Annotated in this window: 15 protein-coding genes; 14 read left to right on the top strand and 1 reads right to left on the bottom strand. The window is 32.7% G+C overall.

Translation table 11 applies throughout. From position 1 onward, the window contains the following. The 14 genes from D3P13_RS20320 to D3P13_RS20255 all read left to right on the top strand — a co-directional run bounded on the left by D3P13_RS20320 (position 1) and on the right by D3P13_RS20255 (position 14,491). Entirely contained in the window at positions 1-1,404 is a 1,404-nt protein-coding gene (locus D3P13_RS20320) for a sulfatase family protein (RefSeq protein WP_117885213.1), read from the top strand. A 170-nt stretch (positions 1,405-1,574) separates the two neighbouring features. Beyond that, on the top strand, positions 1,575-2,759 hold the full coding sequence (locus D3P13_RS20315; protein WP_117885211.1) for an MFS transporter: 1,185 nt from the start codon (positions 1,575-1,577) through the stop codon (positions 2,757-2,759). Positions 2,760-2,788: 29 nt separating this feature from the next. Further along, positions 2,789-3,826: a polysaccharide lyase family 7 protein gene (locus tag D3P13_RS20310; RefSeq protein WP_117885209.1), complete on the top strand. Its 1,038-nt coding sequence runs from the start codon at positions 2,789-2,791 to the stop codon at positions 3,824-3,826. Between the two features lie 122 nt (positions 3,827-3,948). After that, on the top strand, positions 3,949-4,380 hold the full coding sequence (locus tag D3P13_RS20305) for a DoxX family protein (protein ID WP_117885207.1): 432 nt from the start codon (positions 3,949-3,951) through the stop codon (positions 4,378-4,380). 137 nt (positions 4,381-4,517) lie between these two features. Beyond that, positions 4,518-4,880, top strand: a complete 363-nt coding sequence (locus D3P13_RS20300) for a bleomycin resistance protein (protein ID WP_117885206.1) — start codon at positions 4,518-4,520, stop codon at positions 4,878-4,880. A 169-nt stretch (positions 4,881-5,049) separates the two neighbouring features. Then, a complete protein-coding gene (locus D3P13_RS20295) occupies positions 5,050-5,883 on the top strand; it encodes a PIG-L family deacetylase (RefSeq protein ID WP_117885204.1) in 834 nt (277 codons plus the stop codon). 26 nt (positions 5,884-5,909) lie between these two features. Next, positions 5,910-7,019: an aminotransferase class V-fold PLP-dependent enzyme gene (locus D3P13_RS20290; protein WP_117885202.1), complete on the top strand. Its 1,110-nt coding sequence runs from the start codon at positions 5,910-5,912 to the stop codon at positions 7,017-7,019. A gap of 37 nt (positions 7,020-7,056) precedes the next feature. After that, positions 7,057-7,668: a hypothetical protein gene (locus D3P13_RS20285; RefSeq protein WP_117885199.1), complete on the top strand. Its 612-nt coding sequence runs from the start codon at positions 7,057-7,059 to the stop codon at positions 7,666-7,668. 7 nt (positions 7,669-7,675) lie between these two features. Continuing rightward, the gene (locus D3P13_RS20280; RefSeq protein WP_157972978.1) at positions 7,676-8,014 is read left to right on the top strand and encodes a hypothetical protein; all 339 of its coding nucleotides are present in this window, start codon (positions 7,676-7,678) and stop codon (positions 8,012-8,014) included. Between the two features lie 300 nt (positions 8,015-8,314). Next, on the top strand, positions 8,315-9,295 hold the full coding sequence (rlmF, locus tag D3P13_RS20275; protein ID WP_117885195.1) for a 23S rRNA (adenine(1618)-N(6))-methyltransferase RlmF: 981 nt from the start codon (positions 8,315-8,317) through the stop codon (positions 9,293-9,295). Between the two features lie 38 nt (positions 9,296-9,333). Further along, complete coding sequence (locus D3P13_RS20270; RefSeq protein WP_117885193.1) at positions 9,334-10,347, top strand: hypothetical protein; 1,014 nt, start codon at positions 9,334-9,336, stop codon at positions 10,345-10,347. Between the two features lie 130 nt (positions 10,348-10,477). Next, the gene (locus D3P13_RS20265) at positions 10,478-11,416 is read left to right on the top strand and encodes a M28 family peptidase (RefSeq protein WP_117885192.1); all 939 of its coding nucleotides are present in this window, start codon (positions 10,478-10,480) and stop codon (positions 11,414-11,416) included. Between the two features lie 328 nt (positions 11,417-11,744). Then, a complete protein-coding gene (gene pdhA, locus D3P13_RS20260) occupies positions 11,745-12,740 on the top strand; it encodes a pyruvate dehydrogenase (acetyl-transferring) E1 component subunit alpha (protein WP_117885190.1) in 996 nt (331 codons plus the stop codon). Positions 12,741-12,868: 128 nt separating this feature from the next. Further along, complete coding sequence (locus D3P13_RS20255) at positions 12,869-14,491, top strand: pyruvate dehydrogenase complex dihydrolipoamide acetyltransferase (protein WP_117885188.1); 1,623 nt, start codon at positions 12,869-12,871, stop codon at positions 14,489-14,491. A gap of 64 nt (positions 14,492-14,555) precedes the next feature. Here D3P13_RS20255 and D3P13_RS20250 read toward each other — a convergent pair whose 3' ends face one another. Then, positions 14,556-16,985, bottom strand: a complete 2,430-nt coding sequence (locus D3P13_RS20250; protein ID WP_117885186.1) for an outer membrane beta-barrel family protein — start codon at positions 16,983-16,985, stop codon at positions 14,556-14,558. Positions 16,986-16,987: the final 2 nt, after the last annotated feature.

The raw sequence follows: 16,987 nt of genomic DNA, 5'->3' as shown, positions 1-16,987 counted from the left end.
ATGAAAAACATATTGAAACTTTTTTTTTACTCAGTAATAGCCCTCTTATTTAGTCAATGTAAAAATGAGACTAAGGATGATGTAACTAGACCAAATATTTTATTTATCCTAGTCGATGATCAACGTAATGATGTTCTCTCCATTGCAGGTCATCCAATTGTAAAAACACCAACTATTGATAACCTTGCCAAGAATGGAATTCGGTTTACAAATGCATTTGTTACCTCTCCAATATGTGCGGCTAGTCGAGCTTCTATTTTCACTGGATTGTATGAATACAAGCACCTTTATACTTTTGGTAAAAAACCACTTAAAGAAGCATATATCGCTAATTCATATCCCTTGTTGCTTAAAAAATCAGGATACACTACTGGTTTTACAGGAAAATTTGGAGTGAATCTTGAAATGAAAGATAGCATGATAAAAGAAATGTTTGACTTTTTTAAGCCTTCTCGTAAAAACGCACCGTATTTTGAAAAGCGTGCTGATGGTACCTTACGGCATTCTGCCGAAATTCGTGGAGATGATGCTGTTGAATTTATTAATAATCAGACTTCTAAGAATCCTTTTTGTCTTTCTATAAGCTTTAATGCAGTACATGCTGTAGATGCCAATTTAACTCCTGGAAATGAAGGCCATTATCCATATCCTCAGTCCGTTGCTAACATGTATGAAGATATAGTTATTCCGAAACCAACTTTGAATGCTCCTGAAATATATGAAAATCATCCCGATTTTTTAAAAAATTCATTAAACAGAGAACGGTATTTTTGGAGGTGGGATACTGAAGAGAAATACCAAACAAACATGAAGGCTTACTACCGTATGATTAGTGGATATGATAACGTTATGAAAAGAGTAATTGCATCGCTAAAAGCAAAAGGTTTAGATAAAAATACTATAATTATTTATTCTTCAGATAATGGATATTATATGGGCAATAGAGGTTTTGCCGGTAAATGGTCTCATTATGATGAATCTCTAAGAGTGCCTTTAATCATTTATGATCCTCGAATGCCTTCTAAAGACGTTGGACAAACATCAAATAAAACAGCTCTTAACATTGACATCACGGCAACTATTCTTGACTTATCCGGTGTTACTGTACCTCAATCGTATCAAGGAAAAAGTCTCCAACCCATTTTAAATAATGAAGAAATTTCCAATTGGCGAGATGATTTTTTAATTGAGCACAGAATGGAACATAAAAAGATTCCTAAATATGTTGGAATTCATGAACAGCGATATGTTTATGCCAATTATTATGAACAAAATCCGCAATATGAGTATTTGCATGATTTACAAAAAGACCCAAATCAACTTATAAATTTTAAAAACGATCCTAATTATACTGAAGTACTACAACGTATGAGAAAAAAATATCAAGAATTAGAAAAAAAATAACAACATGTCTATTCTTAAGAGGTTAGGTGGGGAAATGGCTTTAGAAACTCTCTTAGATTAATCTAAGAATGTAGAACATATTCGATCATTATTTCCAAAATGCAAATCTAATCAGAGTGTATATTTACGCGACCTTCTTATATTAGCCCAATCATTGAATAAAACTATTTTTGAAACCATCTAAGTTCATACTTCCTATAATTGTAATTTCTCAGTTCTGCTGTACATCTCTTTGGTTTGCTGGTAACGGGGTAATGAGCGATCTTATAGTGAATTTCAATCTTGAAACTAGTGCTTTGGGCCATTTAACTTCGGCAGTACAATTCGGATTTATTTTAGGTACGCTGGTCTTTGCCATTTTCACTATTGCAGATCGTTTTTCTCCCTCAAAAGTATTTTTCACCTGTGCATTACTCGGCTCCCTATTTAATGCTGGGGTAATATGGGATGGTAACAGTTTAACAAGTATACTTTCACTTCGTTTTATTACAGGTTTTTTTCTAGCTGGTATATACCCAGTTGGAATGAAAATAGCAACGGACTATTATGAAAAAGGATTAGGCAAATCACTTAGTTTTTTAGTTGGTGCATTAGTAATTGGTACTGCATTCCCTCATTTAGCCAAAGAAATGACCGGTACATTTCCTTGGAAATCTGTGATCATCTTAACTTCATCTCTTGCCATAATTGGTGGTTTATTAATGTTGATTATGGTTCCTGATGGCCCCTACCGAAAATCTGCAAATAAAATGGATCTTTCCGCATGTTTTGATGTATTTCGAAATCGTAAATTTCGTTCTGCGTCCTTTGGTTATTTTGGTCATATGTGGGAATTGTATGCCTTTTGGGCTTTTATACCCGTTATACTAAAAACCTATACCATCCAACATCCTGATGTAGTATTCAACATCCCATTATTGTCATTTTCTATTATAGCTATAGGTGGATTGGCCTGTGTAATTGGTGGATATCTTGTGAGTATAGCAGGAACTAAACGCATAGCAGCTATATCATTAATCTTATCATGTACATGCTGTCTCTTATCACCATTACTCTTTATGTCAGAGTCTGAAAGCCTATTTATTGCTTTTCTTCTTTTTTGGGGAATGGTTGTTATCGCAGACTCTCCTCTTTTCTCAACGCTAGTGGCTCAAAATGTATCCGCTGAAATAAAAGGTACCGCTCTTACCATTGTAAATAGTATTGGTTTTTTCATTACTATAATTAGTATTCAGCTTCTTAATTTTTTACAAGATTTAGTGAATCCAGCGTATATTTATACCTTATTAGCCATAGGGCCTATTTTAGGTTTAATAGCATTATACGAAAAGAAAAAAAGTAATGAACAGAGCTAAGCTTAAACTGCATTAAAAAAATTGCAAAAATGAATACAAAAATTACTAAATTACTTCATCAACTATTTTTAATGATTGCCCTTTTGTCACTACTATCTAGTTGCTTTAACGCTACTAAAAAATCTGAAGATAAAGAAACTAAAACCACTACTTACCCAAGTGAAGTTATTCCGTTTATGAACGAATGGAGTATACTATTAGGGGATGGTACACGCTCTGAAAAATTAACAAATTACGAGCACAAAAATTTCTTTTATGTTTCAAATGATGGAAAAACGGATTGGGTAGTATATAAAACACCAAATTCTGGTATTACCTCGCGTACTTCAAGCAATACGAGAACAGAATTAGGGCAATTACAACACTGGATACCTGAAACGGGAGGTAAATTGACAGGCACCTTAAAAGTGATGCATGTTTCAACCACTGGTGATGCGAGAGTTCCCTCCTCATACTCGGTAGTAGTTGGACAGATTCATAGTGACGAAGGCCACGAAAATGAACCTTTAAAAATCTATTATAAAAAATTTCCTGGTTATACAAAAGGTTCCGTTTTTTGGAACTATGAAATAAACACAGAAGGTGACAATTCAAAAAGATGGGATTATTCAACGGCTGTTTGGGGAGATGATATGTCTGTTATAGGATCGAGTTTTTCGTCGTACCCTGACGAGCCTAAAAATGGTATTCAATTAGGAGAGGAATTTAGTTATGAAATAAATGTTTATAAGGGTATAATGTATCTGACTTTTACTAGTGAAATGCATGAGACTGTAAAATTTACGAAAAACTTGTTGAATTCCGAATTCGTAACTCATTCAGATATCCCTCAACAAGTATTAACATTATACGCATCTAGAGGACGTGACGGTACGGAGCGAAAAAATGCTTATGCTGGTGAAATGCAGTATTTTAAACAAGGAGCTTATAATCAAGCTAACGTGAAGAGTACTAAATCAGAAACCTATGAGGGAGATATAGAAAAACAATATGCAAATGGAAGCTATGCAGAAGTGTGGTTTAAAGAAGCAACGGTAGGTTCTGGTACATTGCCTGATGAAAAGTGATTCTTACAAAATATCAGATTGCGTCATGGAGAAGTTGCAGTAAGAAAGCTGATGAGAAGACATGAATAAAAGTGCCAGATATGCACTTTTGGGAAAATACAAGTTTAAATAGATAAATAGTTATGTTTCAAAAAATTCTAAGAACTAAATCATCAAAAACAACCATTCTCATTCGCCTGATGGTGGGCTCCGTTTTTCTTTCAGAAGGCATTCAAAAATTTCTTTTCCCTTCAATTCGGGGAATAGGCCGTTTCGAAAAAATAGGACTTCCATCACCAGAATTTCTTGCGGCGTTTGTCGGCACGTTTGAGATTGTTTGCGGTGTATTGATTTTAATTGGCTTACTCACAAGGTTAGCTAGTATTCCTACACTCATTATTATGCTTGTTGCAATTGCCACCACAAAATCAGCAATTTTATTCAATGATGGGTTTTGGGTAATGATGCATGCAAGCCGAACTGATTGGGCCATGCTTTTAGGTAGTCTGTTTTTAATTATCAAAGGCGGTGGGAATTGGTCGTTTGACAAAAAGCTTTCAAATTATAAATTATGACCAGAAAGAAAATAAATATTTGATTTTTTTCTTAGGGCTCTAGATGTAGAAAATGAACAATAAGCTAAAAAATTTAAATAGAAAGTTTGGTATACCTAAAAACATTGTATACAATTAATAAAACCCATACTTGAACTATGCTAACGGACATTAATCCAAAATTACCCATGCGTGACAAAAAGGTGACACGAGAATTCTACATGAACAAATTGGGATTTCAAGAATTTGATACTGCTGACTTTGATGCGTATTTAATGATGACAAAAGACCAAATCCAAATTCATTTCTTTTTATTTAAAGACCTAGACCCTAAAGAAAATTATGGTCAAGTTTATATTAGAACGGATGATATTGACCGTTTATACGACTCATTATTAGATTCTAAAACGACTATTCACCCCAATGGACCATTAGAAATTAAATCTTGGGGGCAAAAAGAGTTTTCCGTACTCGACCCTGATCATAGTTTATTGACTTTTGGGCAAAATATATCATTATAAAAGTAAACTTTAATTGTATCTCATTTATTACTAGTTTTATAGGTACTTTAAAAACCTAAAAGATTTCTTATTCGGTTTGTATTTGCTAAATTCGTTCCTTAAAACACATAACAATCCTTACTTCCGCAAACAACTTCAATTGATAGTTTAAAAACTAAAAGTCGATACAATGAAAAAAATAATTACAATTATTTGTCTTACGCTACTACTAATCTCCTGTAATAAGGGTATTAACACACAACAAGAAGTTAAACCAACATCTCATAGTGATAAAACCATAATGGCTATTTTTGCTCATTCAGATGATGAAAGTACCATCTCACCTATTCTCTCTAAATATGCCAAGGCAGGTGTAAACATTTATTTAGTATTGGCAACTGACGGGTCTAATGGAGTATCGCCACATGCTAACATTCCTGCTGGAGATTCACTTGCTAAAGTACGTTCTCAAGAAGCATTGTGTACTACAAAAACCTTAGGCATAAACCCTCCTATTCTATTGAATTATACAGACGGTGAATTAGCACAAATGGAAAATCTTTTTTCGCTTGACGATAAAATTGATAGTTTATTTACAAAATACAAACCTGATGTTGTTATGAGTTTTGGACCTGGCGGTTATTATGGGCATCCTGATCATCGTATTGTCAGTAATATTGTCACTGAAGTTTTTCAAAAAAATAAAACAAAGTCATTGAAACAGCTTCTTTATGTTGGTGTTTTAAAAGAAGACTTAGAGGCAGCTCCAAAAATAAAAACGAATATGGCAAGTTGGTTTAAAGAAAGTCTAAAAACTACGGATAAGAAATTCTTAACGTATAGAATACCCTATTCAGAAGATGATTACAATGTAGGAAGAGAAGCATTAGGTTGCTGTAAATCGCAATACACTACTGAAGTTATGGATGAATTGTTTACTCTAATTGGCCAAAAAGAACGGATACTTTATTTCCGTCCATGGAATGGTTCAGAAAATATAAAGCATGATGTTTTTGAATACTAAATAAAATTTAGAGAAAGCCTATACCTATGTCCGTAGAAGAAATTCGATCACTATTTCCAATTACAAAAGAAGCTGTTTATCTGAACAGTGCTTCACAAACTCCTTTAAATACGTTGGTATACGACAGACTTCAAAAGCATTTAAAAACAGAATTAAACCCTGTTGGTAAAAAAGCATTTGATCGTGATAACATACGTGGGTTGCTTTCAAAATTATTGGGTGGTGCTCCAGAAGAATATGCATTGGTAACAAGTACTGGTGTTGGTTTAGGGATTGTAGCACAAGGTGTTGATCTAAAAAAAGGTGACAATATTGTTATCCCAGAATATGAACATTGGAATAATATTTTTCCTTGGTTACAACTAAAAGAGAAAGGTGTTGAAATTAGATTTGCAAAAATAAATGACGATAATAGTATTGACCCTGTGTCCATAGAAAAATTGGTAGATGCTAAAACCCGAATTGTAGCTCTTGCAGCTGTTCGTTTTAACAGTGGTTTCAGACCCGACCTTGCTGCAATTGGTAAAATTGCTCACATGAATGATGCTCTATTTGTAGTGGATGCAGCACAAGCAGCGGGAATGATTCCCATTGATGTAGAAAAATTTCAAATTGATGTAATGGCAGGTTGCGGATTTAAATGGCTATTAGGCATGCACGGAACAGGTTTTTTATATGTAAGTAAACGAGTTATACATAAAATTACCCCCGTTTTACCAGGTATGTATGCCGCTGATACATATTTTGATAAACTTTCTTATCATGACGATTCCAGAAAGTTTGAGACCGGTACCATTGCGTATTCACTCTTTAATGCTTGGTCTGCAGGACTTCAATTATTGTTAGAGATTGGTATCAATACTATTTATGAGAAAGCGTTAGAAAATACAGACTTACTAATTGAAGGACTCCGTGATAAAGGATTTGAAATTGTGACACCTACAAAAAAACGAGATGAAAGAACCGCTATTGTTCATTTTAGTACAGGTTCTTTAGATACTACTAAAATACTATTTGAAAAACTAAAAATCGAAAATGTTCTAGTAACTTTACAAGCTAAGAATATAAGAGTAAGTCCTAACTTTTTTAATACAAAAACGGAAATTAGAAAATTTTTAAGTTTAGTCTCCTATTAATTTTTCTAAACAATACATCTCAAAACACAATACACCTATGATAATAAGATATACAAAAGCACTTTTGGTCATTTTAATAGTAATGACTTCTTGTAAAAAAAATAATACAGATAAACATATCGATGATGCTAATGTTTACAATAGCAAAGAAATTGGATGGACTATAACCATACCGAATGACTGGATAGTTACTACAAAAAAACAAAGTAATAGCGACACGAATAAGGGTAAAGAGATCTTAGAGAATCAAATAGGTAGTGAAATTAATATTTCTGGTCTAAAAAATCTAATTGGTTTCCAAAAAAACGCGTTTAACAGATTTCAATCTACTTCACAGCCTTTTGAAATTGAATATCCCGGAGAATGGGAAGAGAATAACATACTTCTAAAAAAACTAATGTACGATACATTTACTGAGCAAGAAATGAAAATCGATACTTCAGCAACAATGGTAGTTAACATTGATGGGCTTGATTTTCAGACTTATGAATTTATTATTTATGATCCAGATGGTGAAGAAATTATTAAACAACAAATGTATAACCGATTAATTAATGGGTTTGACTTTGGTGTAAACATAAAATATAATAACGAAGCTGATAAAAAAGAAATGCTTGATGCTTGGATCAATTCCAAATTTAAAAAATAAATTATTAATGATAAAATCCCTATTTCAAAGACTATTTTCATCAACTAGAAAACCGAATAAAGCAAATCAACAAGTACCTTATGAATACAAACTAGAAAAAGGTCAAGTTGAATCTGTTTTCGCCCCAGAATTAGAAAATCAAAAAAATTTAGTGCTTACTAAATGGAATATTAAATTAGACGATATTGTTAAACCAGGAGATATTATATGTGATCTTTCTAATGACATGATACTTATGGAGTTTGAGAGTGTTTTCAATGGGAAAATAATCTCAATGTGTCCTTTAAATACGAAACTGAATAAAGTAACTGAACTTTTTAAAGTAGAAGGGATTAACCTTCTATAGACCAAAATAGTTGTTAAACTATTTTATAATTCCCTCCTATTATTAGATTCATAGATATTAAAAGAACCCTAATGTCTTTTGGTAATACTGAAAATTAACATTTATTGTTGTTCAAAGAAAGTTCTATGTTCCTCTTTTAAGTTTTTTCTTTAATATAGATACGAATCATTACCTAAAAAGAAATAAAATATTTAAATAGAAATAGAGCACAAAACACAGTAATTAATCAAAGAAGTAAGATATTTACAAAATTCAAATTATATTTTACCTATATTCTAATATAAACAATACAGCCATTACATGTCGTCTAAAAAACCCAACCCAATAAAGTCAAGTTTACATCCTCGAAACAAAAACCGAGAACGCTATGACTTAAGTGCATTGGTGCAGTCAAATCCTGAATTGGCAACGCATGTAAAACCAAATAAATATGGCGACGATTCTGTTGATTTTTCAAACCCCGAAGCTGTAAAAATCTTAAACAAAGGGTTATTACATCATTATTACGGAATTAAAAATTGGGATTTTCCAGATGAAAATTTATGTCCACCCATTCCTGGAAGGGCAGATTATATTCATCATATGGCTGATTTGTTATGCGAACATAATTTTGGAAAAATTCCAACAGGAAACAAAATCACCTGTTTAGATGTTGGCGTTGGTGCCAGTTGTATTTATCCCATATTAGGAGTGACAGAATATGGATGGAATTTTATTGGGTCTGATATTAATCCCAAATCCGTACAATCTTCTCAGCAGATTGTTGATTCTAACCCATCTCTAAAAGATAAAGTTACTTTTAGATTACAAGAAAATACTAAAGATATTTTTTATGGAATTCTTACCCGAGAAGATAAGGTGGATATCAGCGTTTGTAATCCTCCATTTCATGCAACTATTGAAGATGCTCAAAGAGGTTCAAAACGAAAGGTTCAAAATTTATCTGGTAAAAAAGTAAAAAAACCAGAACTCAATTTTGCAGGTATTTATAATGAATTGGTATGTGATGGCGGCGAATCAAAATTTATAACAAATATGGTGCGTGAAAGTGAAAAATTTGCTAAAAACTGTTATTGGTTTTCAACCTTAGTATCTAAACAATCTAATCTCAATGGAATTTACAAAACATTAGATAGATACAATGCTGTAGATGTAAAAACCATTCCGATGGGCACAGGTAATAAATCGAGCCGTATTGTAGCTTGGACTTTCCTTTCTAAGTTAGAGCAAAAAGAATGGAAATTGACCAGATGGGCAGATAAAAAACCTTCTAAAAAGTAATTTAATCTAAAAATTATACTACTGCGGATAAAATCAATATGAAAAAGTCCTTAAAAATTTTAGGGGTTGTACTTGCCGTATACCTAACATACAGCAACATAGGCCCTGTTAGATATTTAGTTGATCGTGTCTCTTTGTTTGGTTTGTATGGAGATTACAACTATTTATCTGATCATACTGTTGCATCAGAAAGCTATCAAATAAATAAAATTATTGATGGTAATTTAGATGGCCCTATTTCCTACAACACCGCAACCAAAGAATATATTTTTACTATTTACGATGCTGATTACGATAGAAATAACGCAGGTTGGAAAACCTTATGGAAAGTTAATAAAGTTGGAAAATTAATCGATAGTCTGAATTTTAGAGATTACATAAATAAGTTAGGATATAATTTTGAGGAAGACTACTATACGGATTGGATCTATTCTGGTAATAAAGCAAAACAAGAATATCATCAAATTATAAATTATGATAGTATTGAAGCCAATGTATTTCATGAATATATAGCGAAGTCTGATATTATTATTTATGGTAATGATTATGATGTCGATAACATAAATTGTTATATAAATATTAATGACAATTGGACAGTCTTTAAATCTGCAAAGGGTTTTGATGATTTTTATATGAATCCGTTTAAGTTATATAAACAAGAGGAAAAAAGTTTAGATTCACTGATTGTCTTAGAAAACAAAATTGCACCATGGCAAAAATGGAAAGATGAAAACGAACCAATATATTTAGAAAAATTTGTAGGAAAATCACCTGAATACAGCTCCTTCTTTGACATCAATAACACGAGTAGATCCGGATGGAATGGTACAGGTTATTTTCGACTTCTACATTTGTCCGAAACTTTAAATTTCAAGGCATATACTTTTAAATCAGGCACTTTCGGTTCCTACTCCCCTGATATCGAATTATTCTATCCGAAAAAGGAATTTGAAAACCCGAAAAAAATTGCTTTTATTGAATTGAGAGGTAATGGAAGATCGAAAAGAGCATATAAAGAAAATGGAATTTACATTCTTAAGAGCAAAGATTAACCCTTTCAGAAAAGTTATAAAAATAAGCTCCCTAATTCATATATAGGTTTTACACACTTCAAATGACCATTCGCTAATTATTAGTTTTTTGATATTGTAATTTCAAATAATTTTATGTAAAAGTTTAACTATGAGAAACCTATGCTTTATAATATTATTGGCCACTTTTGTGAGCTGTACCCATTCTCAAAACAATACTAAAACTACATTACAATTTACAGATACAGTACGTGTTCTCAATGATTTAGTAAACATTACCAATACTCAAAAACCAAGAAACTATAAAAATATAAAAACATTAGATAGTGTAGCTAATTATATAAAATCTGAATTTATAAAAGTCTGTGACACTACCGCTTTTCAAAATTTTGATGTTGAAAACAAAACCTATAGGAACGTAATAGGTTCCATAGGTATCGAAAATAAAGAGCGGATTATAATAGGTGCTCATTACGATGTGTATGGCAACCATACTGGAGCAGATGACAATGCCAGTGGTGTTGTTGGTATTTTAGAATTGGCAAGATTATTATCAAAAGAAAAATTAAACTACCGTATTGATTTTGTCGCCTATACCTTAGAAGAGCCACCTTTTTTTAGAACAGCTCAAATGGGCAGTGCAATTCATGCTAATTATCTAAATGAAAATAAGATTCCCGTTAAAGGAATGATTTGCTTAGAAATGATAGGTTACTACAATGACAAACCCAACTCACAAGAAAATCCTATCCCTGGAATGAGCCTAATTTATGGGAACAAGGCCGATTATATAACCGTTGTACAACATAAAAATAGTGGTGAATTTAGCGATGAATTCAATGAATTATTTAATTCAAAAAAAATAATAAAAACAGAATCTTTAAAAGGAAATTCTATGTTGCCTGGTGTCGATTTTTCGGATCATTTAAACTATTGGAATCTAAATTATGATGCCGTAATGATTACAAACACTGCATTTTACCGAAATAAGAATTATCATAAAAAAGGAGACGTTTTATCAACCCTAAATCTTCATAAAATGGCATTGGTAATTGAACAGCTCTTTCTATCTATAAAATCACTAAAATAAATCAGATATTAGTATTGCTACTAATGGTGAAAATGATAATAATTGTTAAATAATTTGAACACGATCACTGTGAACTTGCTATTAAATTCCCTTTTTCGATTCATTTTCAGCTGAAAATGAATCAAATGATTAATATGCAGCCTGTTTTAGTATAAGGATACTTCATTTATCATATATAAAAGGCGTCATTTTTTGTGAAAAATATAATAATTACGTTTCATTTTAGTTCTGAATAAAAGAAATATAACAAAAATCACATGTTTCTTTTAGAACTACATCTAAAGTAGTATTTTTGTAACTACGTTTGTAACTATTACTTTAAAACAACATGAAGGAAATAACTAAAGAGACCTACATCAATTGGTACAAAGACATGCTTTTTTGGCGAAAGTTTGAAGATAAATTAGCAGCTGTTTATATTCAGCAAAAAGTTCGAGGTTTTTTACACCTCTATAATGGTCAAGAAGCTGTATTGGCAGGTGCCTTACACGCTATGGACTTAACAAAGGATAAGATGATTACAGCTTACCGTAATCACGTACAACCTATTGGAATGGGTGTAGATCCTAAAAGAGTTATGGCGGAGTTATACGGTAAAGAAACTGGAACTTCTCATGGTATGGGTGGTTCTATGCATATTTTTTCTAAAGAACATCGTTTTTATGGTGGTCATGGTATTGTTGGTGGTCAAATTCCATTAGGTGCAGGTATTGCTTTTGGTGATAAGTACAAAGGAAACGATGCTGTTACTCTAACATGTTTTGGTGATGGTGCTGCAAGACAAGGTTCTTTACACGAAACCTTTAATATGGCAATGTTATGGAAACTTCCTGTAGTTTTTGTAGTAGAAAATAACGGTTATGCCATGGGTACATCTGTAAAACGTACTGCAAATCATGAAGATATTTGGAAGTTAGGCTTAGGATATAATATGCCTAGTAAACCTGTTGATGGAATGAATCCTGTTAAAGTTGCGGAAGCGATGTATGAAGCTATTGAACATGCTAGAAAAGATGGCCCTTACTTTTTAGAGGTTAAAACATATAGATATAGAGGACATTCTATGAGTGATGCACAACACTATAGAACGAAAGATGAAGTTGCAGAGTATAAAAAAATAGATCCTATTACTCAAGTTTTAGATGTAATAAAAAAGGAAAAATATGCAACTGATGATGAAATAAAATCATGGGACAAAGCTGTAAAAGAGAAAGTAGCAGAATGTGAAAAATTTGCTGAAGAATCTCCATATCCTAATAAACAAGCATTATATGATATGGTTTATGAACAGGAAGATTATCCTTTTGTTAAACACAGATTATAGTTAGAAGTTCCGCCTACATTGAATCTGCGGTGGAATGAAAAAGATTTGAGTAAATTACATTTTCAAATAACAAATGAAAACTTTGAGCTAATTCATAAAATTAGTTTCTAAATATTAAATAAAAATTTATGGCAACAATAATTAATATGCCCCGTTTGAGCGACACTATGGAAGAAGGTGTTGTTGCTAAATGGTTAAAAAAAGTAGGTGATAAGATTGAAGAAGGTGATATACTAGCTGAAATAGAAACTGACAAAGCTACGATGGAGTTTGAATCTTTCAATGAAGGTACTTTATTGTATATCGGAATCCAAGAAGGTGAATCTTCTAAAGTAGATACTTTATTAGCGATTATAGGTGAAAAAGGTGAGGATATTTCTGACTTAATTAAAGGAGCTTCAGAAGCTCCTAAAGAAGAAGAAAATAATGATGCTGTAGCAAAACCTGAAGTAAAGGAAGCTGCTCAAACAAATGCTGAAGCACTTATCCCAGAGGGGGCTCAAATTATTACCATGCCTCGCTTAAGTGATACGATGACTGAAGGTACTGTTGCATCTTGGCTTAAAAAAGTTGGTGATACAGTTAAAGAAGGTGATATTTTAGCTGAAATAGAAACGGATAAAGCCACTATGGAGTTTGAATGTTTCTATGATGGTACCTTACTATATATTGGTGTTCATGAAGGTGAAACTGCTCTTGTTGATAGTACTTTGGCTGTAATTGGTAATAAAGGTACTGATGTAACTGCCTTAGTAGAAGCTATTAAAGCGGGTGCTTTTTCAAAAGATGAAGCAAAACCGGCTCCTAAAAAGGAAGAAGTAAAAACTGCACCTCAACAAGTTCAAAAAACAGTAAGTGCTCCAGTTCAAGAAGCAAATGTAACAACTTCTACTTCTGGTGGACGCATATTCGCTTCCCCATTGGCTAAAAAAATAGCACAAGAAAAAGGGATTGATTTAGCACAAGTAAAAGGTTCTGGTACTGGTGGACGTATCATCAGAAGTGATGTCGAAAACTTTACACCTAGTCAAGCAGGATCATCTGCAATGCCTTTTGTGGCAAGTGGAGAAGAGAGTTTTGAAGAAATACCTAACTCGCAAATGCGTAAAGTGATTGCTCGTAGATTGGGTGAATCTAAATTTACGGCACCACATTACTATTTGAATGTAGAATTCAATATGGATAATGCGATAGCATTTAGACTACAATTCAATTCTGTACCCGATACCAAAATATCTTATAATGATATGGTTGTTAAAGCCGTAGCTTTGGCTTTGAAACAACATCCACAAGTTAATTCTCAGTGGTTTGACGATAAAATGCGTATAAATCACCATGTACATATTGGTGTAGCAGTTGCTGTTGAAGATGGTTTATTGGTACCAGTTTTAAAATTTGCCGATGAGCAAAGCTTACAACAAATTGGATCAAAAGTAAAAGAATATGCTGGTAAAGCAAGAACTAAAAAATTAACGCCTCAAGAAATGGAAGGCAGTACTTTTACTATCTCTAATTTAGGAATGTTCGGTATAACGGACTTTACTTCAATTATAAATCAGCCAAATTCAGCTATTTTATCAGTGGGAGCAATTGTTCAAAAACCAATTGTAAAAGAAGGTCAAATTGTTGTAGGTAATACAATGAAATTAACCTTGGCATGTGACCACAGAACGGTTGACGGTGCTACTGGTGCTCAATTTTTATTAACATTAAAAGGATTTATTGAAAATCCAGTTACAATGTTGGTATAATTTATAAGTAGTAAAAATAAATATAGAAAAAGCCTGAAATTAAATATTTCAGGCTTTTTTATTACTAATTTAACCTCTGTTTTTCCTCTTCTGCCCCAGTATCTCTTTCACGTGCGGATTTTAGTTTTTTATTTCCAAAATTTCTTGAATAGGTCAACATAAAGGTACGGTTCATAAAATCGAAGGTACTATTTGTATTCAGGTTTTGCTCAGGAACACTGTTGGTTACCTCCCATTTCATTGAATCCATCAAGTCATTGACCTTAAATCCGAGTGTACCCCATTTATCACCAAACTTTTTTTGAATCCCAAGATTTATTCCAAAAATACTTTTTAACGTGGAAGTGCCTATAAAACTGTTTAAACTTGGGCTGTTATAATTTACACTAATTTCTGAAGTAAGGTTTTTTGCCATGGTGAATGACTGCGTGCAATTAATATTTATCGTGTTTTTTTCAAAATTAGAAAGTGAGCCATCTACGGTATTTGAAAATTTAGTATTTGAATATATAAAGTTGTTCTGCATTTTCCACCAGTGCGTTACGGTTATTGGAAGCCCTAATGTTAAGGAGAATATTTTTGTTCTGTCTATGTTTGCCGCCGCAAAAACCAATCTTTCATTTTCTTCATCAAAAGAGGATTGAAATCTTGCAATAGTTCCATCCTCTATGGAATACTGTGCTGAAAGAATCACAGACCGGTAATTAACATCGAACTTAACGGAATTTGAAATGGCAGGTTGGATAGAAGCATTTCCAGCAAAAAAAGTGCCTGGGTCAAAGAAAATTACAAATGGAGCCATATCATTAAATGTTGGTCTTGTGATACGTCTTGAATAAGAAGCATTAAAATTTAAACTATCGTTAACTTTATACGAGAGATATGCTGTTGGGAAAAATTCGCCAAAAGCCCTATCCACCACTTTACCTTGTTTGTCAGAATTTAACTCCGAGTCGGTATGTTCATAACGCAAGCCCAATTGCAGGCTTATTATGTCATTTATGGCATAGTCAATACTACTATATCCTGCCAATATCCGTTCTTCTAATTTACTGATGTTGGTCAATTCAGGGTCTTCGATAAAATTTTGACCTTCAAAAGCACCCACTACCACATCATTATTAAAATTATTGAAAGCTGCTTTTAGCCCTATTCCTAACTTTATTTTATCACTAATTTGACCACTATAATCTGCTTTGCCAACGGTAATGTTAATAGGGTTGGTTTTATCACTTTTGGTAAGTTCTTCCCTTAAAAAATTATTATTTTCATCAAAAAAACTATTGGTATAATTTGTTGGGTTTTCAATTTCATATTTTAAATAATCTAAATCAATACTGATATAAGCATCGTCTTTAAAATTATGTTTGAAGTTAATATTTGACCCAAAATGTTTGTGTTGGTTTCTTTCCGTATTCATTAGTTCAATAAAAGAATTTGGACTTTCATTTAATAACTCTCGACTCATATTAGCCGCATCCATGGTCCATTTACTGTCACTTGCCCAAAGTAGAAACCCAATAACAGATTTATCGGACAGCTTATAATCCAGGCCGGACCTAATGTTATGATAACGTAGATTTGGATCTCTATCAGATACTGTGGCTACATTTACGGGAATACCATCTTCGTTTATAAAACTCCTCTCAAATTCAAATAGTTCTCCTTGAGTTTGTCTAAAAAAAGAATAATTTCCAAAAATGTTGATTTTATTCTTTCTATAGTTAAAACTAATATTATCAGAAGTTACACTTCCGTTACCTACACCAAAAGAAAACGAATAGGAACCGTTCAGCCCAACATCTGTACGCGTTTTTAATATGATATTTATAAATCCTGCATTCCCTTCAGCATCAAAATTAGCGGGTGGCGTGGTTATCAATTCAATGGATTCAATATTATCAGAGCTCATCCCTTGCAACATCTGCACCACACTTGATGCAGGCATATAACTTTCTTTTCCATTTATCATGACAACTACACCGCTTTTTCCTACTAAAGATATAGCATTATTCTGTCTATTAACAATAACACCTGGAGAACGTTCAAGCACTTCCAAAGCTGATGAACCAGTAGCAATAATACTACTAGATACATTTATAACCATCCTGTCAATTTTTTGCTCGTACAACTGCTTTTTAGCTACCACTTCAACCTCATTAAGTGCCTCGCCTTCAATTAAGACAAGGGTTTCCACTTTATAATTAGCACTTAAGTTAATAGGTTTTGAGTAAGCGGATTGATATCCAACAATACTTGACATGATCAGGTAATTACCTTGATTTATATTATCTAAAGTATACGTTCCATTTTTTAAAGTTACAATACCCTTAACCAATGTAGAATCTGATGATTGTAGCAATAAAACATTTGCAAATGGCAATCCGTTTCCATTCGCTTCCGAAACTAAACCAGAAATGGTATATGTTGCTTGTGAAAAACAATACATTGAACACGTAAAGAGTATTAGAATTATTAATTTTAACTTTCTCATGT

The sequence above is a fragment of the Aureibaculum luteum genome (assembly GCF_003449015.1).
GTDB lineage: Bacteria > Bacteroidota > Bacteroidia > Flavobacteriales > Flavobacteriaceae > Aureibaculum > Aureibaculum luteum.
This window is presented reverse-complemented; position numbering and strand designations above follow the sequence as displayed.